Source organism: Bifidobacterium sp. LH_743 (assembly GCF_056355775.1).
This window is the reverse complement of sequence record NZ_JBKESZ010000001.1, coordinates 604,013-627,880: the sequence shown is the minus strand read 5'-3', so window position 1 is coordinate 627,880 and position 23,868 is coordinate 604,013. Positions and strand designations below refer to the sequence as shown.

Sequence of the window (23,868 nt, the reverse complement as noted above, 5' to 3'; positions counted from 1 at the left end):
TTTTCAAGCGATTCCGCCCACGACGTGACACCTTTCCGTCATATCGGCAAGACTCCCTTATTTGAACCGCCCGTCATCGCTGAAACCTTCATCGCATCAAACAGACAAACGGATGCCTTGTCAGCGATTACAACTAATCTCACACATTGGAGGGTTCGTTATCGATAATTAGAATAACCCCCCCCCGGCCATATACCCCTAGATATACATCCCTTAGACGATGTCCAACATTCGTCAGGACAGGAGTAGCAGATGAGAAGAAAGGCAATCACCTGCCTTGGTGCAATCGCGGCCTGCGCGATGACCTTCGCGGGAATTCCAGCCAGCGCCATTGCGGATGAATCCGCCAGCCTGGCACCCAAATACACGTACAATTCCCAGAACGGCAACGGCATGACCTTCGAGAAGATCAGCCATGCCGATCAGGGGCTGAGCCAGGCCGACGGCGTGGTCGATTACACCGGCAACGGCACCATCGCCCCGTACACCGCAGGTCTGAGCGCCGCCGGCAACGGCGACCGCGGCCAGTCCTACAGCTACGCCGCCGCATCCTCCGGCGACTGGGTCTACATCGGCACCATGTACGGCGGTCTCGGCGTGCAGGCCATTCTGAGCCGCGACATGACGAGTCTGGGCATGACCGCCAAGCAGGCCACCGCGCTCATCCAGACCATGTACGCGGGCAACATGTATCTCGGCGAGCCGGATGGCAAGAGCGCCGGCGGCATGCTGTTCAAGTTCAACGTGAAGACCGGCGAGACCAAGATCCTCATGTCCCAGAGCGCCGGCGTCGCCGGTGGCAAGGGCGTGATCCCGACCTTCCGCAGCGCCTTCAAGATGAACGGCAAGCTGTACTTCGAGGGCATGGTCATGGATACCAACAACAAGGATCTCACCCAGAAGGAGATCCAGACCGCCATGGCCTACCAGAACGGTTTCCCGTGCATCTACGAAATCGACCCCGCCAATAACGACAAGCTCACCAAGGTGTACGACAGCGTCGACGTCGACGGCTTCCGCTCCCTGGTCAAAGGCAACGTGTTCACCTCCACCCGCGCCATCGGCTCCTTCGGCGACACGCTGATCGCCGGCGACCTCAAGCCGACCGCCGACGGCAAGGGCCAGGCACTGCTCGTGGCCTCCAAGACCCCGTCCGATCCGAACTCCTACAAGGTGATCGCCGACATGGCGAGCTTCGACAACCTGCCCGCCATCCACCGTCAGGACGTCAATGGAGGCGGCGGCATCTACCAGGTTCAGGAATTCAACGGCAAGCTGTACGTCGTGGTCTGCACCGGCGACACCAGCACCCTGAACGAAGAGACCGGCACCATGCGCTCCTTCGCCATCTACGTGGGCGAGAACAAGGGCGATTCCACCAACAAGGCCGATTGGACCTGGCGTCCGCTCGTGGGCGACACCTCCAAGGGCGCCAAGTACTACTACGGTCTTGACAAGAGCCGCGTGAGCGCCGGCGCCTGCACCCTGCAGGTCTACGGCGACCACCTGTACATCGGCGACTACAACGACGTGTCCAGCGCGCTGCAGGGCTTCGTCACCAAGAGCAACTTCGTGACCCAGGCCACCAACCTCGAACAGTCCGTCAACCTGTACCGCATGGACAAGAACGAGAACGTCGAGATGCTCGTGGGCGACGCCAACGACACCTTCCCGAAGGGCGGCTCCACCGGTCTGGGCAGCGGCTACGACAACCACATGAACCAGTACACCTGGCAGACCACCGTTCACGAGGGCAAGATGTACCTGTCCACCATGAACACCACCACCCTGCTGGAGCCGGTCGCCCAGTTCACCAACGGCGATATCCTCAACATGAGCGAGAAGGACTGGAACAACACCGTCCACTACCTGCGCGTGTTCCTGCGCCTGCTGTGGGGCATGGGTCCGACCGATCCGGCCTCCGCCGTCAACGCGCAGAACGCCGATCAGAACGCCAAGGCGTCCGCCCAGGCCATGCCGTCCACCGACGATCCGGAAGCGCTGGTCGATTGGGCCCGCACCCAGGCCGGCAAGGACGCCTCCGCAGCCCAGCCGCAGACCGCCGACTCCAAGTCCGCCTCCTCCGCCAAGGCGATCGACCTGACCAAGGAGCAGACCCAGGAACTGGTCGACGGCATCAAGGACGGCAGCATCGTCCCCGGCAGCCTGGCAGCCTCCAATTCCGCCGATGAGGCCTCGCAGCTCTTCGACATCAACAACGAGCTCGACACCCTCGGCTCCCAGCTGGGCGACAAGGGTTCCGCCGACTTCGCCAACGCCTACGGCGAGGTCGTGGACGCGTTCTCCGGCATCTCCGACATCATCCCCGACAAGTTCAAGGGCCTGTACGAGACGCTCGTCAAGCTGACCAGCAAGGCCAACCTCAAGGCCTACGCCAAGTCCCTGCCGTACCTGACCAAGTCCAAGCGCGGCTTCAACCTGTTCGAGATCACCGACCGTTCCGCCGCGAACGAGGGCGTGACCGTCGGCACCGTCACCGACAACGGCTTCGGCGACCCGTTCAACCACGGCCTGCGCATCTTCTGCGACACCGACGACTACATGGTGATCGGCACCGCGAACCCGTTCTACGGCACCCAGCTGTGGCGCGTGCGCGATACGCAGTACGCCGTGAACGTCTCCTCCACCGAGGGCGGCTCCGCCTCAGCGAATGCCGAGCGCGCCGCCAAGGGCAGCAAGGTCACGCTGACCGCGACCGCGGACAAGGGCTACCACTTCAAGGAATGGAAGATCCTCAAGGGCGGCGTCACCGTTGAGGACAACACCTTCACCATGCCCGACGGCAGCGTTTCCGTCCAGGCCGTGTTCGAGAAGGATGCCAAGGATCCGTCCACTCCGTCGGATCCGTCCACTCCGTCCAATCCGACGAATCCGGCAAAGCCCGCCGCCGACACGAAACCATCCACGGCTCCGACCGGCACCACGTCCACTCCTGCAACCGGCTCCTCCGTGCTTGGCATGGCGGTGGCCGCGATTGTGGCGCTGATCGCGGGCGCCGCGATTCTGCTGAAGAAGAAGCAGGCGTGATAATGGCCAGTGCCGCGATTGCGGTCTTTCGCTGAATGCGAAACGACGTAATCGCACCGCTGGTTCCAATAAGGAAGGCCGATGCCTATCAAGGGCATCGGCCTTCCTTATATTCGGGTTGCGTTGGACACAACTTATTTCATCCAACGCAACCTATCGAACGCGGTCACCGCAAGGCGATCACATCCACGCCATACGACTTGAGCGAGATCACGCCGTTGATGACGGAACCGGAAAGCAGCTCCCTGCCACCGTCAAGCTCGCCAAGGCACAGCTGCTTGGCATTGGCCGACTGGTTGATCAGAAACGCATACCGCGTGCCGTCGTCGGCATGGCGGATGGACAGGCTCACGTCCTCCGGGGTGTCGAGCGGCTTCAGATCGAGCTGCTGGACGATCGGCGCCATGAAGGCGCTCATGCCGGTCTCGTCCAACGGGGTGCCGACGAAATAGGCCTTGCCCTTGCCGTACTCGTTGACAGTGAGCGCGGAATGGCCGGCATAGAATTCGTTGCCGCCGTACGAGGCGAGCCGTTCCGCCCCCTCGCGGTGGATGATGCTGGCCACGATCTCGCCCTTGGCGTCGACCACATCGCCGTGCACTTCGATGGTCTCGTCCGGTGCGAGCGCGTCGATCTCCTCGACCCACACGCCCATGAGCCTGCGTAGCTTGCCCGGGTAACCGCCAGGCACCACGAGATCATGCTCGTCGTGGATGCCGGCCATGTAACCGGTGATGAAGCTGCCACCGTCGGCCACATACGATTCCAGTGTTTCCGCCACGCCCGGAAGCACGGTGATGAGCGCCGGCGCGATGACCAGATCGTACTTCTTGAGATCATCGAGCGATGCCGTGCTTTCGATGAAATCTACCGGCACGTTGCGGCGCCACAGCGCGCGGTAGAAGCGATGCACCTCGTTCGGATAGTTGAAACCGGCGGTAGGTCCCACACAGCCCTCAAGCGACCAGTAGCTCTGCCAGTCGAACATGATGGCCACGCGCGATTCGATGCGCGATCCCATGATCCGCCCGCCGATACGGTCCAGCTCCTCGCCCAAGGCCGCGGTCTCCTTGAACACGCGGGATTCCTCGGTGCCGTCGTGCGCGATGACCGCGCCGTGGAAACGTTCGCAGCCGCCGATGGACTGTTTCATCTGGAAGAACTGCACGGTGTCGGCGCCATGGGCCACGGCCTGCCAGCTGAGCTTGCGCACCTCGCCGGGGCGCTTGACCTTGCAGAACGGGAACCAGTTCTGCTGGTTCGGGGTCTGTTCCATGAGCATGAACGGCTTGTTGCCGCCGATGCCGCGCATCAGATCATGGCACATGGCGGTGTAGCTCGGCGGGGTGTCCATGCCCGGGTAGTTGTCCCAGCTGACCACGTCCATCTCCTTGGCCCACTCGAAGTAGTCGAGGTCCTTGAACGTGCCCATGAGGTTCGTGGTGACCGGTGTGGCGGCGTCGTATTCGCGGATCGCGTCGCGCTCGTTCCTGTAGCAGTCGAGCTGGGCCTGGCTTTGGAAGCGACGGTAGTCCATCTGCAGGCCGGAGACCACGCATTTGGCGTCGCTGATGCCGTCGCCGTAGCTGACGGGCGGCACCACGTCGTCCCAATCGTAGATGGTGTGGCTCCAGAAGTTCGCGCACCATGCCTGGTTGAGTTTTTCCACGGTGCCGTACTTGGCTTTGAGCCATTCGCGGAACGATTCGGCGCACTGCTCGCAGTAGCACAGGCCGCCACCTCCGCCGTACTCGTTGCACACATGCCATGCGACCAGTCCAGGGGTGCCTGCGTAACGTTCGGCCACATGTGCGGCGAGCGCACGGGACGCCTTGCGGAAATACGGGGATGTCGGGCAGAAGTTATGTCGGCCGCCGAACACGTGTCGGGTGCCGTTCTGCTCGGTGCGGATCACTTCGGGGTGCTGGCGCACCATCCAGCCGGGCAGGGCCGCGGTGCCGGTGGCCATCACGATGTTGAAACGATGCTTGACCAGCAGCGCGACGATTTTGTCGAGCATGGTGAAATCGTAGCGGTCCTCCTCGGGCTGGAGCAACGCCCACGAGAACACGTTGATGGTGGCCTCGTTGATGTGCGCGTCCTCGAGCATCTCGATGTCGTGCTCCCAGGTGTCTTCCGGCCACTGCTCGGGGTTCCAGTCTCCGCCGAACAGGAAGCTGTCGAACATCGGCTTCATTGTTCTTCTCCTTTGTTGTGCATGGGTGTTGGCACGCCGCAGGACGCGCCGGATATGACGAATCGGAATGTGACCGGCCGGTCAGTCGCGCAGCCGCGTGCGCGCGTCGGCGAAGATCCTCTCGACCTCGGGGTCGAAGAAGCGTCCGGTCTCACGGTCGAGGAACCGCATCTCCTTGGTGGAGGTGTCCCACAGGATAGGGCATGAGCCGTTGTCGAGCGCGCAGCGGACTACGGTGCGCAGCCAGGCGAGGTTGCTGGCGTGGTCCTTGTGGTCAACCGGCTCGGTCAGCAGGCCGTATTCGCCGATGATGACGGGCACGCCATGGTCGATGAACCGCGCCTTCTGCTTGGCGAAGTCCGCTTCGACGGCGGCGATTTCGGCATCGCCGCCCCAATGGTCGACCGGCGTGCACCAGGTGCTGTCGTGTTCGGCGAGCACGAATTCGGCTGGCGAATAGTAGTGGATGGAGACCATGAGCCTGTCGTGCGCGGAGTCCTTCGGCAGGCGGAAGCGGGCGTCGCAGGTGAGCGCTGTATCGGTGTTGTAGCCGGGGATGAGCAGGAAACGGTCCACGTTTTTCGAACCGCTGGCGCGTACCACATCCACGAAGGTCTGATTGAGCTGGTTGAGCAGTTCGTAGGCGGTGTCCTGATGGGATGCGCTCGGGAAGCAGATCTCGTTGCCGCCTTCGAAGATCAGATGATGGTCGTAATCCGCGAATCGCGCGGCGATCTGCCGCCAAAGTTCGGAGAATCGCGAGCTGACGCCGAGATAGTGCCTTTCCGCGGTCCGAATCCAACCGAACGGCCCGTTGCCGCCGTCATGGTGCACGTTGATGATCACGTTCAGACCGGCCTCATAGCTCCAATCGACCGCTTGCTGGACCGCGTCCATCCACACGTCGTCGACTTCGCCGGTGACCGGATCCTGCCAGTCCTTCCATGTCACCGGAATGCGGATGGTGTCGAATCCGGCCTGCTTGACATAGCGCGCGCATTGACGGGTGAACGGCTTGTTGAACCACAACCGCTGCTGGTCGTCGGGAGTCCACACTCCCCCGGTGGTGATTTTTCTGTTCCGTTCGTCATTCAGGGGAATCGAATCGAAAGTATTGCCCAGATTCCATCCAAGGCCCAATCGGCTGACGAATTCGAGTGCGGTGACCATACCCTTGCCGTTTCTCCTTTCCCAAAGCGTCCGCCAAAAAACGGCTCCCGCAACCAATTGATCGACGGGAGCCGTTCAGGCGATTTTTTCAGTCCGTCAACGGACTATGCGATTCGACACGGCTCACGCGTGCAGCGGATCGGTGCCCGGACGAGCCAGCACCGGCAGGGTGTGGTAGTCGTACTGCTCGGTGTACCACTTGCCCGGCTCGTAGGCGGTCTTGGTGATGATGTTGGTCCACGGCTGGCCGCTGCCGTCGTCCGGCACGTAGAAGCGGGCCACGCCGTCCTCGCGGAAGATCGGGGCGACCAGCAGGTCGTCGCCCAGCATGTACTGGGTGTCGATGTCCTCGCAGGTCGGATCGTCCGGGAATTCGAGCACCATGGCACGCATCATCGGAACACCGGTCTCGTGGGTCTCCTGAGCCATCTTGAGCAGGTACGGCTTGAGCTGCAGCTTGAGGTCCACGAACTCGCGGGCCACATCGACGGCCTCGTCACCGTACAGCCACGGCACCTTGTAGGCGGTGGAGCCATGGTAACGGGAGTGGGAGCTGAGCAGGCCGAACTGGGTCCAGCGCTTGTACAGGTCCGGGCTCGCCTGGTCTTCGAAGCCGGCGATGTCGTGGCTCCAATAGCCGAAGCCGGACATGCCGAAGCTCAGGCCGGCGCGCAGGGATTCCGCCATGGACGGATAGTTGGAGGAGCAGTCGCCGCCCCAGTGGACCGGGAACCGCTGGCCACCGACGGTGGCGGAACGGGCGAACAGGATGGCCTGATCGGCGCCCTTGGTCTCCACGAGCACATCGTAGACAGCCTTGTTGTACAGGTAGGTGTAGTAGTTGTGCATCAGCTCCGGGTCGGAACCGTCATAGTACTTCACGCCTTCGGTCGGGATACGCTCGCCGAAGTCGGTCTTGAAGCAGTCGACGCCCATGGCCACGAGCTTCTTCAGGTAGCCCTGGTACCACTTGGTGGCCTCCGGGTTGGTGAAGTCGACGATGGCCATGCCGGCCTGCCACTTGTCCCACTGCCAGACGGAACCGTCCTCGTTCTTGATGAAGTAGCCGTTCTTGGCGCCTTCCTCGAACAGCGGGGACTTCTGGCCGATGTAGGAGTTGATCCACACGCAGATCTTCAGGCCGCGGTCGTGCAGTTTCTTGAGCAGGCCTTCCGGATCGGGGAACTTGGACTTGTCCCACTCGAAGTTGCACCATTCGAGTTCCTTCATCCAACGGCAGTCGAAGTGGAACACGGACAGAGGAATGTTGCGCTTCGCCAACACCACCGGCAGGCTCTTCTCGCTATCGGCGATGTTCCCCTGGCGAGCCTTCCCCTGCTCGCTCGTCCTCGTCGTCATCGACGTACTCGCGGCCGGCCTGTCATATTTCGTACCGTTCATACGCGTTCTCGCCATCCTCTTCGGCATCGCCTGGGTGGCGTATGCGAAATCCCTCATTCTGCTGTGGGGCTTCAAACGGTATGGCGGAACGGGCAAAGTGGAGAATCCGCAATATGTCAATGCGCACGAGTGACGTTGCGGCGGCGCTCAGGAATCATGCTTTGTCGGCGATGAACGTCAGCGGATTGTCGATGAATTTGCGCAAGCCGACTTCCGCGGCACCGTACAACGCCGGATGGTCGGCCACCAACGGGATGGACACGCTCACCTGCATGTCCGACGCCCCCAAGACCTGCGATTCCAAACGGTTTTCGAGCGTTTCGTAGAAGAACGGCCCGAAATCGGTCCACCAACCGCCCAGCAGCACGGTATCGACATCGGCCAGATTCAGTGCGGAGCCGATGGCCGAGGCCAGCGCGTCGATGGCCCGTCCGACGGCCTCCACGGTCCGCACATCATGGGAATGCCATGCGTCCAACAGACGCTCCAGTGCCTCACCGCTCGAAGCCGCATTCTTTTCGGCCACTCCGGAAGCCTCGACCAGCGCGCGACGGCCAGCATACGTTTCCAAACATCCGCGTCGTCCGCATCCGCACAGCGGACCGTCCAAAGACACCGACACGTGACCGATCTCACCGGCGAAACCGTGGCTTCCCGACACGATCTCACCGTCACGGACGATCGCGCCGCCGATGCCGATATCGCACGACAGATACAGGAAGGAGTCGGCGCAATCCACGCCATCGAACACGTCCGCACGCGCACAGGCATATCCCGGAATCTGCGCGATGGCGGCCAGCTTCGCCTCATTGCACGGGGTAACGTCATACCCTCGCATAACGTCGAACGTGGTCAGATCGACATTCTCCCAACCGAGATTGCGGGCCATGAGCAGCCTCTTGTCGGAGGTGACCAAGCCCGGCAGCGCACACGAGACGCCCGCGATGATGCATCGTTTCGATTCCAGATCCTCAGCCATCGCCTTGGCCATGGCGTCAAGCTTGCCGAATACGACGTCCGGCTCGACGCCGCTCATGTCGGCATCCACCCATTCGTGCCTGAGTATGTCGTGGTTGATGTCCAAAGCCATGCATCCATAGCCGTCGGTGTTGACCTGCATGCCGATGCCGCACACCTTGCCGCCTCCCAGCATCAACGGCGTGGACGGGCGCCCATAGCTGGCCGAGTTCTGCGGCTCACCCTCCTTGACGACGCCCGCATCGATCAGCAGCGACACCAGCAACGACATCGTCGCCTTGGTCAGCCCGGTCTCCTTGGCAAGATCCGCTCGGCTCATCGGCCCGGAGGCACGCAGTAGCGTGTCGATCACCACCGAAAGATTGTGATTGCGCAGATCGTCCTGATTGATCCTGCGAAGAGATGCCATAGCCGTTCCCGTCCCTGCCCTGTTTGCCGTGTTGCCGCATCAGCATGAATTCCCCGAACCGATGTTCCGGAGCCTTTCCTGGTGCTACACTACTATAGTATAGTTTATTCATCTAACTATTAACCGTGCGCCACCGGCGAACGGCACATGCAAGGAGGCAACACAAACCATGGCAAGGACTCTGGTTGCAGGCGTCGACACATCGACGCAGTCCTGCAAGGTACGCGTGACGGACGCCGAAACCGGCGAGCTTGTACGATTCGGGCAGGCCAAACACCCGAACGGCACATCCGTCGACCCCTCATACTGGTGGAGCGCATTCCAAGAGGCCGCCGAGCAGGCCGGCGGCCTGGACGACGTATCCGCGCTGGCCGTCGGCGGCCAGCAGCACGGCATGGTGATCCTCGACAACCAAGGCAATGTGATCCGCGATGCGATGCTGTGGAACGACACCAGTTCGGCGCCCCAGGCTGCGGCTCTGATCGAAAAGCTCGGCGCAGCGCCCGCACAAGACGGCGAGCCGGAAGACCCAATCGCCCGAGGCAAGCAGCGTTGGGTCAAGGCCGTAGGCTCCTCCCCCGTCGCCTCCTACACGCTGACCAAGGTGGCATGGGTGGCCGAGAACGAGCCCGAAAACGCCAAGAAAATCGCCGCCATCTGCCTACCTCACGACTGGCTGAGCTGGCGCATCGCCGGTTACGGCCCGGTCACCGAAGGCGAGGACGCCCATCTTGAAGCCCTGTTCACCGACCGCTCCGACGCCTCCGGCACCATCTACTACGATGCCGCGTCGAACGAATACCGCCGCGACCTGATCGCCATGGTGCTCGAGGCCGCGGAAGGCGCCGAAGCCGCGCAATCGCACGCCGAGGCCATCGTGCTGCCCACCGTGCTGGGGCCGCGCGACGCCGCCCCCGTCAAGGCCGATCCGGCCATCGCCGGCAAGAACGTCGAAGGCGGCTGCCTGCTCGCCCCCGGCGGCGGCGACAACGCCATGGCATCGCTGGGACTGGGCATGGCCGTCGGCGACGTGTCCATTTCCCTGGGCACCTCCGGCGTGGCCGCAGCCATCTCCGAGAACCCAACCTACGACCTGACCGGCGCCGTATCCGGCTTCGCCGACTGCACCGGGCACTACCTGCCGCTGGCCTGCACCATCAACGGTTCGCGCATCCTCGACGCCGGCCGCGCCGCCCTCGGCGTGGATTACGACGAACTGGCCAAGCTGGCCTTCGCCTCCAAGCCCGGCGCCAACGGCATCACCCTGGTGCCGTACTTCGACGGCGAACGCACGCCGAACCGCCCGAATGCCACCGCCACCTTCTCCGGCATGACTCTGGCCAACACCACACGCGAGAACCTGGCCCGCGCCTTCGTCGAAGGTCTGCTGTGTTCCCAGCGCGACTGCCTGGAACTGATCCGATCGCTCGGCGCAAGCATCACGCGCATTCTGCTCATCGGCGGCGGCGCGAAGTCCGAAGCTATCCGCACGCTGGCACCAAGCATTCTGGGCATGGACGTGACCCGACCCGCCACCGACGAATACGTGGCCATCGGCGCGGCCCGCCAGGCCGCCTGGGTGCTGTCCGGCGAAACCGAGCCTCCGGCATGGCAACTCACCATCGACGGCGTGGAGACCGGCGAACCGACCGAAGCCGTATACGAAGCCTACGCCAAGGCCCGCGGCTGATCCATCACCGCAGGAATTCAGGCATAGGGCCGGGAAGCTTCCCAACAATGGGGCTTCCCGGCCCTATGCTGATTCATGAACCATACTCATAGAAACGACAATATGAACGACAGCTTCCGTATAAGGCTTTACGCGCTCACCTGCATCGCATGGCTGGAGAAATCGATTTGCCGTCAACACCCCCTATGAAACGTTTGCAAAACTACAGCAAACCTTCCACATCGGCGAAGGCAGGGTCATGTTCGGGAATCTCACGAATCACATGCGCTGGATTGCCCACGGCTATGACGTTCTCCGGAATGTCACGTGTCACCACGGACCCGGCGCCGATGATGGAATTCGACCCGATGGTCACCCCCGGCGTGACCGTCACATTGGCGCCGAACCACACGTTATCACCGATGGTCACGGCACTGGCATGCTCCCAGCCCGCCAGGCGGGTGGCAGCGTCCTTGGCATGGTTGGGTGTGGCGATGGTGCAGCGCGGACCGATCAGACAATCCTCACCGAGCGTCACATATCCGCCGCCGCACACCATGAAATCCTTGTTGAGGAACGTGCCGCGGCCAATGGTCAATCCGATACCATAATCGACATTGAACGGCGGCGTGAACTGCACGCCCTCCCCCGCGTCCGGGACCAGCTCGTGAAACAAACGGTACGCCTCGTCCGGATCATCGAAGAAGATGCGGTTGATCTTCGCGCAGGCGCGCATGGCCTCGCCTGTGAATTTCGGCAGCGACTTCGATTTGCGATATTGCGTCGGCTTGCCGGCGAACAGTTTGGTCAGATCCTCGTCGGACGCGATCAGCGCTTCCGTCTCCTGCGTCATATCCGTCTCCTTCATCACATTCCACCGCACTATAGTGAACGCTCACACCATACTATATTCACTTACTTGACCATGACGCATGAAACGTTACCCGGCGTATCATGGCATCCACCGAACAGCATATATCGTTGACCATCAGGTCCGCATGCCGTCCACTCAGGCAATCCGGAACCGTTCGGATCACCTGTCGCCGCGAAATTCACCCAATATCGATTCATCGCATGGGACAAATCGTAATGCCAGCCTCGAAACGGCCGCCAGCTCGCAGGGAGCGTCCCGAACGAAAACCATAAATCGGACGAATGAAACGCACCGGCATCATCCCCCGGCATATCCACATCGAATCGATATCTGTATGGTTCCGAGCCGCCGCCTGACACCCATGCATCGATCATATCCAGATTGCCGCATTCACCCTCCGGATACGGAGTGCCATCAGGGCCCGGAACCATGAACTCGCCGGTCGTGTTCCCCACCAACAAATCACACGGAACGCGATGTCCCGCAATAAGCGCATCACGGTATTGCTCGACAAGGAATGTCCCATCGACGCAGGGAATCCAATTAGTCATCGGAGCCCATACGACATCATCACCCTGCCCAGACCAATCGCAAGCAGGAAAAGTCACCGCCGCCTCCAGCAGATCAGTCGCAGGAACAGAACGCGCCTCGGCAATCGATTCAACTTCCAGATACTTCAAAAAACGCGCTCCATTTCGCTGCGCATCCTCAAGAGACCACAGATGGCGATTGAACAGACCAGTTCCACCTCCAGACTGCATGATGACGCGTTGGAACAGACCATCGTTCATCGGCGAGACACTTTGCGCCAACGCGCTTGCGGCCCCTGCGGACTGGCCGAACACGGTAATGTTCGCAGGATCGCCACCAAACAAGGCAATATTGTCCTTTACCCACTGAATGCCCATCCGCTGGTCAAGAAATCCGAAATTCGCACAAGGCCGTCCATCAACCGCTTCCTTTTCCAACATGGCATGCGCGAAAAAACCAAACACATTCAACCGATAAGCAATGGAGACCACCACCACGCCCTGACGGGCCAGCTGCTCTCCATTGAACTCCTTCTCACAGGTAGATCCAGTCTGAAACGCTCCACCGTAAAGCCATACCATCACAGGCAGCCCATGCCCATCGCAACGGGAATCCGTACGAATCTCGGAACCACTGCCGCATCCACGGAAGGCCGGCGTCCAGATATTCAGATACAGACAATCCTCAGCCATCGGAGTGTCAGCGTCAATCTGTCATTCCCTGCCGTAGAACTCATCCGAGCCGGGCAGCGGCTGCATCGGCATCGGCGCGAAATCACCGGCTTCGAGCACGCCATCCCACGCTTCAGCAGGTTGTGGCTCACGCCAGCGTAACTCATCAACAGGCGGCTTGGCATATGGAATGCCCCGAAACACGGTGATCACAGGATCCGCATCGGAGAATCCGTCGACACATCCTTGACGAATCATGACTTGTCTGCGCATGACTGCCCCTAATCAACCATGGGCAACGGCAGATGAAACGGCGGAAGCAGAACACCGTCCCCGTCGCAGATGAGACCGGATTCCGGGCTGTTGCTCCACGCATACCGCACCTCGTCCGGCATGCGCGACGGTATGCGCGCCACAATATCGCAACCATCCAGCCATGCCTCAGCCCGCACCGAAGTGGCGCAGTCGTGCCACAGGAAATCAATTTCTCGCGGAACGTCACCATCCAACGTCATCAGATGGCGATTCTGCGATTGCATCTGTTCGCCCATGGAATTCCGCCACACGCAGTGCATCCTCAACAATCCATCGTCCGCCTCTGCGGTTTCAACAACCGGCTGAGGCTGAGCCTGCTGGCCATACACAAAATCCATCGCGACATTGAATGCACGATCCGCGATGGTTTTCTTATCATGAGGATGCAAATCATTGCTTTCACCGGCATCAAGCGTCACCACCGCAGCCACGTGTTCAAGTTCGTCCGCCACTCTCCATTCCTGTTCTCGAATAAGCGGCCAACCACCATCCTCGATGGCGTCGATGCCGAATTTCGGAAGCTGGACGATCAGGAACGGCATATCCGGCTGATGCCACTTGCCACGCCACAATTCAATCATGGCCTTCAGCTCGTCACCATATTGCATGGCGTAGTCGCCGGTATTCGATTCGCCCTGATACCACAGCACGGCCCGCACCGCATATGGAAAACACGGGGCGAGCATGGCGTTGTACAGGCCGGTCGGCTTCCATCTGACGAAATCCTCGAATGGGCAATCGCGGTCGGCTTCGGCGGTCACGGCATACTGCCAGATGCCGGACAGGTCGAAGACATCGTCTCCGATGGTCAGTGTCATCCGTTTGCCGGGCGTCACACGGCCGCCGGGCCGTTCAACGACCAGACGCATGCGGATTTCGTTCGCGCCGGCGCGCAACACGCCGGCTGCGACCGGATAGTCCCGCGGCTCATACACATTGCTTCGCCCACCGACCAACACACCGTTGACCCACGTATGGTCGGCATCATTCATGGTGCCCAGACGCAGTAGGGCGGGCTTCCCCGCATCCGACGGAGGCAGGAACACGGTTTTTCTCATGGTAATCTCGCCACGGAAACCGGCAAGTCCGCGATCCTTGTACCATCCAGGCAGGCGTATGTCATGCCATGCCACGTCGCGCGGCTCGATGTTCTTGGATTCCGGACAGTCCCACGCGATCAATGGCAGCCATTCATGGTGGGCATCGGCCACGGCCTCGTACCCGAGCGCCTGGTACCACCGGTCCCGCTCGGCAACGGAATCGAGGCTTCTTTTCGACGCCACACCATCGCCAAGGTACGGTTCAAGACTGGCGAGCGCTTCGGGGAACGCTCGTAATGTGTCAATGTCCATCCAGGATTCGATCGGAGAGCCGCCCAATGAAATGTTCAACAGACCAACGGGCACACCGAGCCACTGGCGGATCCTGCGACCGAAAAAATATGCGAGCGCTGAGAAATCATCAAGCGTATCCGCATCGCAGCCCTGCCAGAACGCACGGTCGTGATCGTCGCGAGGACCTTTGAAATCGTAATCGGGAATCACTTTGTACTGCCGCAGCAATGGATCGGGATCACGGTCCCACTCCTGTGGATAGTCGGCGCGCACCCAAGCCATAGGCAGTTCCATATTCGACTGCCCGGAGCACAGGAACACCTCTCCCGCATAGCACTGCCGTGAGATACGCTCCGCTCCGTCCTCGTAGCATATGGTCAGCTCGTACGGCCCTCCAGCTTCGATCGGACCATACGGCGCGTTCCAAGTTCCGTCGTCTTTCACCTGCACCATATGCCGCTCGTCAGCAAGCCGTGTCAATACGATGCGTCCGGGATCGCCGGTGCCCCAAATATGCATGTCCACACCGGCTTGCAGCACGCAGCCGTCGTCAAGTAGTTTCGGCAATCGCAAAGTCATCTCAGCATTCTCCCCATTGAGTCTGCGTTCATTTCACCAAATAACCGACGGGCGGCAGGAATGCGGCGAATCGCCGCCCGTCGGCATCGACTACCGGTTGTCGGGAAGCTCCCGATAATCGAAATAGTCGAATTCGGCTTTCGCGTCATAGCCAGACAGATCAACACAGGCGAGACCCACGAACGCGCCGGTGAAGAAGCCGCCATAGCGCTGGTTCACATAGTCATCGGACAGAATCTTCGCATCGAGCTTCACCGGAATCTCGGTGAAGCGCTCACCGTCGAAGGAATATTCGTAGGAATAGTATTCCGTGCGGACCTTGGTGCGCAGCCATACCGCTTCGGCGTCTTCGGGCACCACGATGGCGTCATCCTTGAGGAACGACGTGTATTGGTTGAAATCGTTCTGAGCCACTTCGATGACCCTTGCATGTCGTTTCTCATCCCAAGTGACGAACGCCCATGACCAGCACAGGTCATCGTAATAGTTGGTCAGGCCTGCCATCTGCATGTAGTTCTTCGGATCGAAACGCACCTTGGTTTCGGCGTCGAAATCGAATGCCTGCCAGCGACGAGCCACAAGGGACAGGTCAAACAGGTTGCACAGCGAGCCCTGACCACGCAATGCCAGTTTGCCGTCGCCCACCGTGCCCATGGCGTCGGTGAACGGGACGCGCAGGGTGTTCCAATTCGGTCCGAGTTCGTCGGATTCGAACTCGTCGCGCTCGTCGCGCGTCGCTGGGGCAACGGTCTCGATGGCGTCTTTCGGAGCGTCGACGTAACGCTGTCCGCCATGGCCTCCGACCACGCGCGGCCAACCGTCCTCATCCCATTCGACTTTCTGGATGGAGGTCTCGCGTCCGAGTGTGCACCATCCGCGGGTGCCATGGGCCGGTTCGGTATCATGACGCCACGGACGACCGCATAGGGAGGCGTAATACCACTCGCCGGACGGGGTGTCCACCAACGCTCCATGGCCCTGCTTCTGCAAATAGGTGTCAGGAGTGTCGAAGTTACCGATGAACGGGCCATTCGGCATAACTTCGAAGGAGCATTCGTCAAGGGTACGGGAACGCGCCACAGATTCCTGATGCTCATACACCGTGCCGCCTTCTGCGGCAAACAGGTAGTACCAACCATCCTTCTTGTATAGGTGGGGACCTTCGGTGATCTTCACCGAGGTGCCATCCCAGATGGTGCGGGCCGTTTCTGGCTTGAGCTTCATGGTGTCGACGTCGAATTCCGTCAATGTGATACCGTCGAACTGGTGGTGGTATTCACGGAAATCCCATGTCTGCTGCACCAAGTATTTGCGGCCGTCGTCGTCATGGAACAGGCTGGCGTCAAAACCGACCCCGTTGATGCGAACCGGCTCGCTCCATGGCCCGTGGATGTCCTCGGCGGTGACCAAATAATTAGTGCAATCCTTGAATGCACCATTGACCACCTTGACATCAGTGTAGATCAGCCAGAACCTGCCATCCGCATAGCTTAGGTCAGGAGCCCAGATGCCTCCCGAAGAGGGGTTTCCTCTCATATCAAGCTGGCTGGACCGGCTCAACGGGCTTGGAAGAATGTTCCAATGCACCAGGTCCTTGGACTCATGCAGGCGAACGCCTGGGAACCATTCGAAAGTGGAATTGGCAATGTAATAAGTGTCACCGACGCGAATCATTGAAGGATCGGCATGAAAACCGGTGAGCACCGGGTTGGAAATCTTCATAATGTACCTCTTGCATAAGAGATGAAGCCCGGAAGACGGAAAGGAACATCTTCCGGGCGTGGGTTGTCACATTCCGTCAGCCCTTGACCGCACCTGTCAGGCCGCCGACGATCTTCTTCTGGAAGATGGTGAAACAGATCAGGGCCGGAATCATAGCCAGAGAGGTGAAGGCCAACACCTGTGCGGTGTCAACGGAGTGTTCAGAGCTGAACATCTGTACGCCAAGCGGCAATGTGTACTTGTTGGAATCACTGAGCACGAACAGCGGCAGCATGTAGGCATTCCAGCTTCCCACGAAGGTAAGGATTCCAGTGGTGGCCACGCCAGGCATGGACAGCGGAATGACCATGCGCCAGAAGAAGCCAAGGCGGGAGCATCCATCGAGAAGACAGGCCTCCTCAAGCTCATTAGGAATCGACTGTAGGAACGGCACCAAGATGATGATGGTCTGAGGAAGTCCGAAGGCAATTTGCGGAAGGATCAGACCCCACAGGGAGTTGGCCAGACCCAGATTGCGAATCAGCAGATACAAAGGTGTAATGCCAACGGTCATCGGGAACATGAGACCAGCAGAGAACAACGCGTACATAAGCGGCGCATAGCGGAATTTGTATCGGGCGATGACAAAGCTCACCATGATGCTAAGCACCACGACGCCTACCATGGTGGCGATACCCACGATGGTAGAATTCTTCAGTTCCGTCCAGAAAATATCACTTTCGAAGACCGTCTTGTAGTTGTCGGGGACCCATGGGTTCGGCATCCCGGACGGATGGTTGGTGATCTGCGAATTGGTACGGAAACCACCGAAGATAATGTACAACACCGGAGTGATGCAGATGGCCACAAGCACCAGGGAGAAGAAGTAGACGATTGGGTTGCCCCATGGCGTCTTGGACGACTTACGGTAACCATTCTTCTTGCTGTACTCGCTTTTGTTGGAATGTCCTGCGATTGTTGCGGCAGTCATCACTTCACCTCACTTGCCAGGGCAGCAACCTCACGATGCTGCGCTTCCTTTGCGCGCTTCCTGGCACGCTTCTTGGCTTCTTTCTGTTCAGTAACAGCACCGTCCAAGTCACGGTTCAGCACGAACTTCTGATAGACGAGTGCGATGATCAAAGAGATCACGAAGATGATCAGAGCAACGGCGGAACCATAGCCATAGTTGCCGGCTCCACGACCTTCACGCACCATGTAGGTGGCCATGGTGGACACACCAGCGGTGGTCGACACATACTTGCCCCACACGATATAGACCAGATCGAAAAGCTGCAGAGAGCCAATCATGGAAAGGAACACCCAGATCCGCAACGTCGGAGCAAGCAACGGCAACGTGATGCTTTTCTGCATCTGCCAGAAACTCGCCCCATCCACCTTGGCTGCTTCATACAGTTCCTCGGGAATGGATTGCATGCCGGCGAGCATCAGAATTACGGCGAAACCGACGTATTTCCAGCTGATCAGCAACAGCAGCGTCCAAATAGCGATCTTCGGGTCGGCCAGCCAATCGGGACCATTGATGCCGAAGTTGGCCAGAATCTCATTGATGGCGCCCTTCTTCTGTAGCAACAGGCTCCATCCTGTGCCGACGATGACCTCGGAAACGACATACGGCACGAAGATGAGGGTGCGGATGAGACCACGCCCCTTGAACTTCTGGTTCAGCAGCAATGCGAACAGGATGGCGAGCGGAGCCTGGATGACCAACGAGCCGATCACGACCTCGAAGGTATGCAGAATTGCCGCCTGGAACGCGGGATCCTTAAGCGCTGTGATGTAGTTCTGGAGACCAACGAATTTACCTGTCTTGGAGGGAAGTCCGTAGCCCTTCCACTGATAGAAGCCGTAATAAGCACCCAAGACGATAGGCAGAATCACAAAGCAGACGAACAGAAGAATCGCAGGTGCGGACAGTACGAAAATCTCAACATTACGACGCATTTTGCCATCGGACGGTTTCTTGGACCGCTTAGCGCGCAGCGTCACCGCGTCTTTGCTTGTACTTGACATGGTTTTCTCCACTACCAGATACGTTTCTCGAATAGGAAGGAGGGTGGATGAATATCTGTCTATCCACCCTCCTTTGGCCGTCAACCAGCCATGTTCACTGTCAGCCCTTGGCCGCTGCGTCCTTCATCGCCTTGACGATGTCAGCCGAAGTCCCCTGTCCGGAAAGCAGATTCACCACTCCGGAATTAAGAGCGTTGCCAATATTTCCGCCGAGAGCGGTATCCATCCACAGCTGCATGCCATCGGACTTTTTCATAGCTTCGATGATGCTCTTAAGATTTTCATCGGTAACCGCATCGTAAGCTTCGGCGGAAGCCGGAATGGTGCTGAACGCAGTGGCGTATTTCTCCTGATTTGATTTCTCAGCCATGAAATTGACGAAATCAACAGCAGCGTCCGGAGCCTCGGGATTGACAGCGAAACCGGTCACAGCGCCCATCAAAGCACCTTCCTCGCCTTTTCCTCCGTCCACGGTCGGGAAGGCGAAGAAGCCAAGGTCAGCCATTGGCTTCTTGTCCGGAGTCAGGTCCTTGAGAACTCCAGGCTCCCATGTGCCCATGAGCTCCATCGCAGCCTTATGATTGGCCAGCAGACCTGCGGATGAGCTGGCGCCCTGCTGGGCCGTCGTGGTGAGGAATCCTTCGTTAAAAGCATTCGCATCCAACAAATCCTTCAGATCATCTCCGGCCTTGGTCCAGCAGGAGTCGGAGAAGTCCTTGTCATTGACGCCCTTGGCGTAGGCCTTCGGAGAGCATTCGCGCATGGACAACCAGTAGTACCAGTGACCGACCGGCCAAGCATCCTTGCCGCCGAGTGCGATCGGATCGATGCCAGCGCTGCGAAGCTTCTGTACATCGGTCTTCAGCTCGCTGAAGGTGGTCGGCGCGGCATCGATGCCAGCCTGCTTGAACAGATCCTTGGAATACCAGATGCCACCAGGCTGCACAGTGACTGGAACACCATAGACCTTGCCGTCATAGGACATGGACTCCAGCGCAGAAGACATCTGCTTCTTGACGGTGTCACTGATCTTATCAGTGAGGTCCATGCCCTGTCCGGCGTCAATCATGTCCTTGGTCTTGGCTCCACCAAGGGTCATGTACACATCCGGGCCGGAGGCGGGATCCTGCATAGCGGTGGTCAGCTTGCCTTCGAAATCCTCGTTTTGGATGGCTTGGATCTGGACCTTGACACCGGTCTTCTTCTCGAACGCTTTGGCCATATCCTCCCAATACTGCTTGCCGTCACCAGCTGTTGCGTTATGCCAGAACGTAATGGTCTTATCGTCTTTGGCACCAGCGCTGGAGCCGCAGGCACCCATGCCCAACATGGTCGCCACCGCAAGAGTGGCAGCTGCAATGGTTTTGAACTTCATTGTCTTCTCCTTATTGACCAAATCATCATCGACAAAATGATGGCAACGACAGGAACGATTTCTCTCGAATGGGCCGAATCGGGAAGCATGACCGCAACGAATGCTGCCGCAGCTCCCTGGCAGACAGAGAATCAGCCTTTGACTCCCTTCGAAAATTTCCATTCCGTTTTCGCTGTACCTACAGACTACCGAAACAAATCACACAAAGTCAAGTTTTTTGTAAAATCAGAAAACTAACTATTTTTTCGTTGATTTTACAACGTTTTTAAGCATTGCCAACATATCGAAAGTTTCGAAAAACGTAAACCGAAACTTTCGTTCGCATTTTCGGATATGATGAAAATGAAGAAGGAGTGACTCATGCGCAATACGGCAAAAAAAGCTACGGTACGACTCTCTGACATAGCTAAAGAGACCGGTTATTCCCTTTCCACCGTATCCAAGGCGCTCAACGGCAGAGCCGACGTTTCCGAAGAGACGCGGCAAACCATCAACGCGGTGTTGAAACGGTATGGGTATTCCCGTAAAGCGACAAGCACGAAAAGCCAACGAATTATCGAAATCGTGTTCCAAGATTTCGATAATGTTTGGGCCCTTGAAGTACTCCGTGGCGCCATTCGCGAAGCCAAGTTGCATGATTTGAACGTCATCACCACCGAAGGCGGCAATCGCCAGCACCCGGACTCATCCTGGATTGACAACATGCTGCGTCGGCAGACAGATGGCGCCATTCTTGTCTTCTCCAGTCTGACACGTATCGAACGGAACAAGCTGCATTCCAGAGGTATTCCCTTCGTCTTGTTCGATCCATTCGGTAATCCAGATCCAGACACGCTGTCGGTGCAAGCGGACAACTGGACCGGAGGCGTAATCGCCACCAGGCATCTGCTCGCACTCGGACATACCCGCATAGGCATCATCACCGGACCGGAGGAAATGATGTGTTCCAAAGCACGTCTGGACGGATATACATCAGCGCTTGCAGAACATGGAATCGAAACCGATCCCGAACTTATCACCGAAGGCGATTTCACCACTTCCGGCGGTTACGCACAGTCCATCTCCCTGTTGAAACGACCAAATCGTCCGACCGCAATCTTCGCCGGCAGCGATCTGCAGGCCATGGGCGTCTACGAGGCGGCAAGGCAATTGGGGTTACGTATTCCGGAGGATCTATCCGTGGTCGGATTCGACGATGTGCAGACCGCCGCATTCCTCGGCCCGGCGCTGACCACCGTACGGCAGCCGCTCCAAGACATGGCAAGGGCCGCCGTACGCATGCTGATCGAGGCGCTGTCCACCGACGACGTGATCCAACCGCACATCATCATGCCGACATCGCTAGTGGTACGCAACAGCACACAGCAACTTGAGGGTTAATCAGCGGGGCAAACCTCACAGGCACAACCGGAGGGAGAACACAGCGCTCCTAGCCTTTCGACCCGTTTTCACCTCGTTCTAAGACGGCCCGTCGGAACACCAGCAGTGAACCATCCTGAAACTCCGTAGAATCTATGCCATGAAGCCGGCCATGCAACCGACGAACCCACCGGCCCATTCGGTGCTAAGGAAACGAGCATCGACACTCAGCAGAACCTGCCCCTGACGCACGAACGTCGCAGAATCAACCGGACCATGCACGCCAGCCACGATGACCGACAAACGGTTGTCGTCGAAAAGTACCGCCGGACGCACTCCGTCAGCCTGTACGACGGCAACAGACCCAGCTTGCGAATCGTCTCCATTCACCATCTCGTAGCGCACATCCGTGCCACGCATCGAAAACACCGCGTAATGTGTGGAATTCTGCCGGATCACTAAAGAACCGGACATAGGAATCGGCATGAGCGTCGGCAGTTTCGCTATTCTGCGGTAGCTGACATCACGCTCGTCGCGCACCACCACACCGTTCGTCGAGCCATCAGCCACATCCACCAGCGCAGGTTCCACGTCACCGGCGAGCGAGGATTTCACCCTAGGCTCGATGGTGATGCCATCGTCTTCAGTAGTAACCGTGATCTCGTCGGCCAAGCGGCCAAGACCAGCGCAAGTTACCGGCCATCCGGGGTCACCCTCATGCGTATCTAATGCACCGTTGCCGTCCAGCTTCCAATCGGCCGGATTATGTTCCCAGGATACCGGAGCGACAAAGCTCTCCCTTCCCAAGTAGCTCAATAATTCGCCGTCATGCTTTCCCCGCGTCTCCCTCACGCCGAGACACACCAGCCACCATCCCAGTTCCGGATGAAGCAACAGGTCCGCATGTCCCACGCATTGCAGCGGTTCCGACAAACCCAGATGTCGGTGGGTGAGAATCGGATTCTTCTTATCCGCATGGAAGGCACGGATTGCGGTGCCAAGATAGCAGCGTTCCCCGTCACGAACCTGCGGAATGCACTCACCCGATTCGGATGCTTCCCGTTCGTAAGCTTCGAACGCCCGAAGCAGTCCATGCGGCGCATAGATGCGCATGGCCATCTCACTGTGTTCGAAACTGGTGCCCCCCTCGGCGGTCATCAGATACACATAGTCGCCCACGCGATAGAGATGCGGCGCCTCAGCCCACACCGCCTCCACACCGTATCCGCGCCATATTACCGTCTTGCCCGATCCCGCAGGAAGACCGTCATCGACAAAAGTCCAAGTCTCCGGATCAATGCGTTGAGTCCAGACCTCGGTCTGTCCTTCCCATTGCGGATTGACCGCAGGACGGGTCTGGGTCCAGTACACGTTGCCGTCCCCGTCCTCGAATATGTCTGGATCGATGCCTTCGGCGCCCTCGATCCAGAACGGCCCACGCCAAGGTCCGTCGATCGAGTCCGACTCAAGAACGAAGTTGCCTTCCGCCGCCTGGGCCGAATCCAATTCGGCCTGGGAGCATCCTTCCGCGATGGCTTTGCGTCCATTGATGCGAGCGATGGTGCAGGCAATCACGTATTTGCCACGAATCCTACGCAGCGTCGGCGCATAGACGCCACCCGAGTCATCCACGAAAGGAATGAGCAAACGTCTTGCCAACTCCTCATCTATCGCATCCGACGCGTGTTTCCAGTGGGTCATATCCCTGGAAACGTAAATAGGCAAGCCTGGAACCAGTTCGAAGGTGGAGGTCACAAGCACGATTTGCCGAAGATCATCATCCCAAATCCAACTCGGATCAGGATGCATTCCGTGAAGAATGGGATTGGCGATGGTAATCGTTGTGGTCATAAGTACACCTCATTCGGGAACGTTTGGATACATCACATCATTGCGAATAATCGAAATTTTCGCTTGGTCTAACAACGCAAACAAGCCGCTCACCGGCGATCTAGCCGGCAAACGACTTGCGTGCGAAGGAAATTTGAGGAAGGAGGAAGGAAAGAAAAGTGAGTGGTGTGCCGGAACACCGACGCTTCGGCACACCACATCCGGCTCTGTCACAGTCGAGCCCCACTGTTTGATCCAGCGATGAATCAGGAGTCCTAACGGAAACTCCTTACTGCGTCCATGCCTCGGTCCTGCAATTCCGGAACGCTACGCGCCCAGTCATTGCTCGCCCTCGACTACCGTCTCGGACTTCGCCCGAGGCTACCTAAAACC

Annotated in this window: 16 protein-coding genes and 1 pseudogene; 4 read left to right on the top strand and 13 right to left on the bottom strand. The window is 58.9% G+C overall.

The genetic code is table 11. From position 1 onward, the window contains the following. Window positions 1–252 precede the first annotated feature (252 nt). The gene (locus tag AC1ATL_RS02640) at window positions 253–3,048 is read left to right on the top strand and encodes an InlB B-repeat-containing protein (RefSeq protein ID WP_476568198.1); all 2,796 of its coding nucleotides are present in this window, start codon (window positions 253–255) and stop codon (window positions 3,046–3,048) included. Window positions 3,049–3,214: 166 nt separating this feature from the next. Here AC1ATL_RS02640 and AC1ATL_RS02635 read toward each other — a convergent pair whose 3' ends face one another. The 3 genes from AC1ATL_RS02635 to yicI all read right to left on the bottom strand — a co-directional run bounded on the left by AC1ATL_RS02635 (window position 3,215) and on the right by yicI (window position 7,702). Then, complete coding sequence (locus AC1ATL_RS02635) at window positions 3,215–5,245, bottom strand: beta-galactosidase (protein ID WP_476568196.1); 2,031 nt, start codon at window positions 5,243–5,245, stop codon at window positions 3,215–3,217. A gap of 81 nt (window positions 5,246–5,326) precedes the next feature. Next, window positions 5,327–6,415, bottom strand: coding sequence for a glycoside hydrolase family 5 protein (locus tag AC1ATL_RS02630; protein ID WP_476568194.1), 1,089 nt, complete (start codon window positions 6,413–6,415; stop codon window positions 5,327–5,329). Window positions 6,416–6,538: 123 nt separating this feature from the next. After that, window positions 6,539–7,702 carry an alpha-xylosidase gene (yicI, locus tag AC1ATL_RS02625; RefSeq protein WP_476568192.1) on the bottom strand — a complete coding sequence of 388 codons (1,164 nt, stop codon included), beginning with the start codon at window positions 7,700–7,702 and terminating at the stop codon, window positions 6,539–6,541. Here yicI and AC1ATL_RS02620 point away from each other — a divergent pair. After that, window positions 7,680–7,949, top strand: a complete 270-nt coding sequence (locus tag AC1ATL_RS02620; protein WP_051633887.1) for a hypothetical protein — start codon at window positions 7,680–7,682, stop codon at window positions 7,947–7,949. The genes yicI and AC1ATL_RS02620 overlap by 23 nt on opposite strands. 21 nt (window positions 7,950–7,970) lie before the next feature. On the opposite strand, the gene AC1ATL_RS02615 is transcribed toward AC1ATL_RS02620, so the two are convergent. Further along, on the bottom strand, window positions 7,971–9,203 hold the full coding sequence (locus tag AC1ATL_RS02615; protein WP_223895037.1) for an ROK family transcriptional regulator: 1,233 nt from the start codon (window positions 9,201–9,203) through the stop codon (window positions 7,971–7,973). A 169-nt stretch (window positions 9,204–9,372) separates the two neighbouring features. On the opposite strand from AC1ATL_RS02615, the gene AC1ATL_RS02610 reads away from it, so the two are divergent. After that, the gene (locus AC1ATL_RS02610) at window positions 9,373–10,893 is read left to right on the top strand and encodes a xylulokinase (RefSeq protein ID WP_117836817.1); all 1,521 of its coding nucleotides are present in this window, start codon (window positions 9,373–9,375) and stop codon (window positions 10,891–10,893) included. Window positions 10,894–11,095: 202 nt separating this feature from the next. Here AC1ATL_RS02610 and AC1ATL_RS02605 read toward each other — a convergent pair whose 3' ends face one another. The 8 genes and pseudogenes from AC1ATL_RS02605 to AC1ATL_RS02570 all read right to left on the bottom strand — a co-directional run bounded on the left by AC1ATL_RS02605 (window position 11,096) and on the right by AC1ATL_RS02570 (window position 20,286). Beyond that, window positions 11,096–11,725, bottom strand: a complete 630-nt coding sequence (locus AC1ATL_RS02605; protein ID WP_021913013.1) for a sugar O-acetyltransferase — start codon at window positions 11,723–11,725, stop codon at window positions 11,096–11,098. A 62-nt stretch (window positions 11,726–11,787) separates the two neighbouring features. Further along, window positions 11,788–12,120 carry a carboxylesterase family protein gene (locus AC1ATL_RS02600; RefSeq protein WP_229027832.1) on the bottom strand — a complete coding sequence of 111 codons (333 nt, stop codon included), beginning with the start codon at window positions 12,118–12,120 and terminating at the stop codon, window positions 11,788–11,790. Between the two features lie 111 nt (window positions 12,121–12,231). Next, a pseudogene (locus AC1ATL_RS02595) lies at window positions 12,232–13,206 on the bottom strand (carboxylesterase family protein); the annotation flags it as partial. Window positions 13,207–13,229: 23 nt separating this feature from the next. After that, on the bottom strand, window positions 13,230–15,176 hold the full coding sequence (locus AC1ATL_RS02590) for a sialate O-acetylesterase (protein ID WP_446472681.1): 1,947 nt from the start codon (window positions 15,174–15,176) through the stop codon (window positions 13,230–13,232). A 90-nt stretch (window positions 15,177–15,266) separates the two neighbouring features. After that, window positions 15,267–16,898 carry a glycoside hydrolase family 43 protein gene (locus AC1ATL_RS02585; RefSeq protein ID WP_021913011.1) on the bottom strand — a complete coding sequence of 544 codons (1,632 nt, stop codon included), beginning with the start codon at window positions 16,896–16,898 and terminating at the stop codon, window positions 15,267–15,269. Window positions 16,899–16,974: 76 nt separating this feature from the next. Next, window positions 16,975–17,868: a carbohydrate ABC transporter permease gene (locus tag AC1ATL_RS02580; protein WP_021913010.1), complete on the bottom strand. Its 894-nt coding sequence runs from the start codon at window positions 17,866–17,868 to the stop codon at window positions 16,975–16,977. After that, window positions 17,868–18,911: a carbohydrate ABC transporter permease gene (locus AC1ATL_RS02575; protein WP_021913009.1), complete on the bottom strand. Its 1,044-nt coding sequence runs from the start codon at window positions 18,909–18,911 to the stop codon at window positions 17,868–17,870. Before AC1ATL_RS02575 ends, AC1ATL_RS02580 begins: the two co-directional genes overlap by 1 nt. Window positions 18,912–19,011: 100 nt before the next feature. Next, on the bottom strand, window positions 19,012–20,286 hold the full coding sequence (locus tag AC1ATL_RS02570; RefSeq protein WP_046999156.1) for an ABC transporter substrate-binding protein: 1,275 nt from the start codon (window positions 20,284–20,286) through the stop codon (window positions 19,012–19,014). Between the two features lie 360 nt (window positions 20,287–20,646). Between AC1ATL_RS02570 and AC1ATL_RS02565 the strand changes: the two genes are divergently transcribed. Beyond that, window positions 20,647–21,666: a LacI family DNA-binding transcriptional regulator gene (locus tag AC1ATL_RS02565; RefSeq protein WP_021913007.1), complete on the top strand. Its 1,020-nt coding sequence runs from the start codon at window positions 20,647–20,649 to the stop codon at window positions 21,664–21,666. 132 nt (window positions 21,667–21,798) lie between these two features. Here the strand turns inward: AC1ATL_RS02565 and AC1ATL_RS02560 are convergent, their stop codons facing one another. Then, entirely contained in the window at window positions 21,799–23,496 is a 1,698-nt protein-coding gene (locus AC1ATL_RS02560; RefSeq protein WP_476568184.1) for a glycoside hydrolase family 43 protein, read from the bottom strand. Between the last annotated feature and the right edge of the window lie 372 nt (window positions 23,497–23,868).

Bases quoted from the DNA above. Each gene is read 5' to 3' on its own strand.
- AC1ATL_RS02570 (WP_046999156.1), bottom strand. From the start codon at position 20,286: ATGAAGTTCAAAACCATTGCAGCTGCCACTCTTGCGGTGGCGACCATG.
- AC1ATL_RS02605 (WP_021913013.1), bottom strand. From the start codon at position 11,725: ATGACGCAGGAGACGGAAGCGCTGATCGCGTCCGACGAGGATCTGACC.
- AC1ATL_RS02615 (WP_223895037.1), bottom strand. From the start codon at position 9,203: ATGGCATCTCTTCGCAGGATCAATCAGGACGATCTGCGCAATCACAAT.
- AC1ATL_RS02590 (WP_446472681.1), bottom strand. From the start codon at position 15,176: ATGACTTTGCGATTGCCGAAACTACTTGACGACGGCTGCGTGCTGCAA.
- AC1ATL_RS02560 (WP_476568184.1), bottom strand. From the start codon at position 23,496: ATGACCACAACGATTACCATCGCCAATCCCATTCTTCACGGAATGCAT.
- AC1ATL_RS02580 (WP_021913010.1), bottom strand. From the start codon at position 17,868: ATGACTGCCGCAACAATCGCAGGACATTCCAACAAAAGCGAGTACAGC.
- AC1ATL_RS02620 (WP_051633887.1), top strand. From the start codon at position 7,680: ATGTTGCGCTTCGCCAACACCACCGGCAGGCTCTTCTCGCTATCGGCG.
- AC1ATL_RS02635 (WP_476568196.1), bottom strand. From the start codon at position 5,245: ATGAAGCCGATGTTCGACAGCTTCCTGTTCGGCGGAGACTGGAACCCC.
- AC1ATL_RS02640 (WP_476568198.1), top strand. From the start codon at position 253: ATGAGAAGAAAGGCAATCACCTGCCTTGGTGCAATCGCGGCCTGCGCG.
- AC1ATL_RS02610 (WP_117836817.1), top strand. From the start codon at position 9,373: ATGGCAAGGACTCTGGTTGCAGGCGTCGACACATCGACGCAGTCCTGC.
- AC1ATL_RS02630 (WP_476568194.1), bottom strand. From the start codon at position 6,415: ATGGTCACCGCACTCGAATTCGTCAGCCGATTGGGCCTTGGATGGAAT.
- AC1ATL_RS02575 (WP_021913009.1), bottom strand. From the start codon at position 18,911: ATGTCAAGTACAAGCAAAGACGCGGTGACGCTGCGCGCTAAGCGGTCC.
- AC1ATL_RS02600 (WP_229027832.1), bottom strand. From the start codon at position 12,120: ATGATCGATGCATGGGTGTCAGGCGGCGGCTCGGAACCATACAGATAT.
- AC1ATL_RS02565 (WP_021913007.1), top strand. From the start codon at position 20,647: ATGCGCAATACGGCAAAAAAAGCTACGGTACGACTCTCTGACATAGCT.
- AC1ATL_RS02585 (WP_021913011.1), bottom strand. From the start codon at position 16,898: ATGAAGATTTCCAACCCGGTGCTCACCGGTTTTCATGCCGATCCTTCA.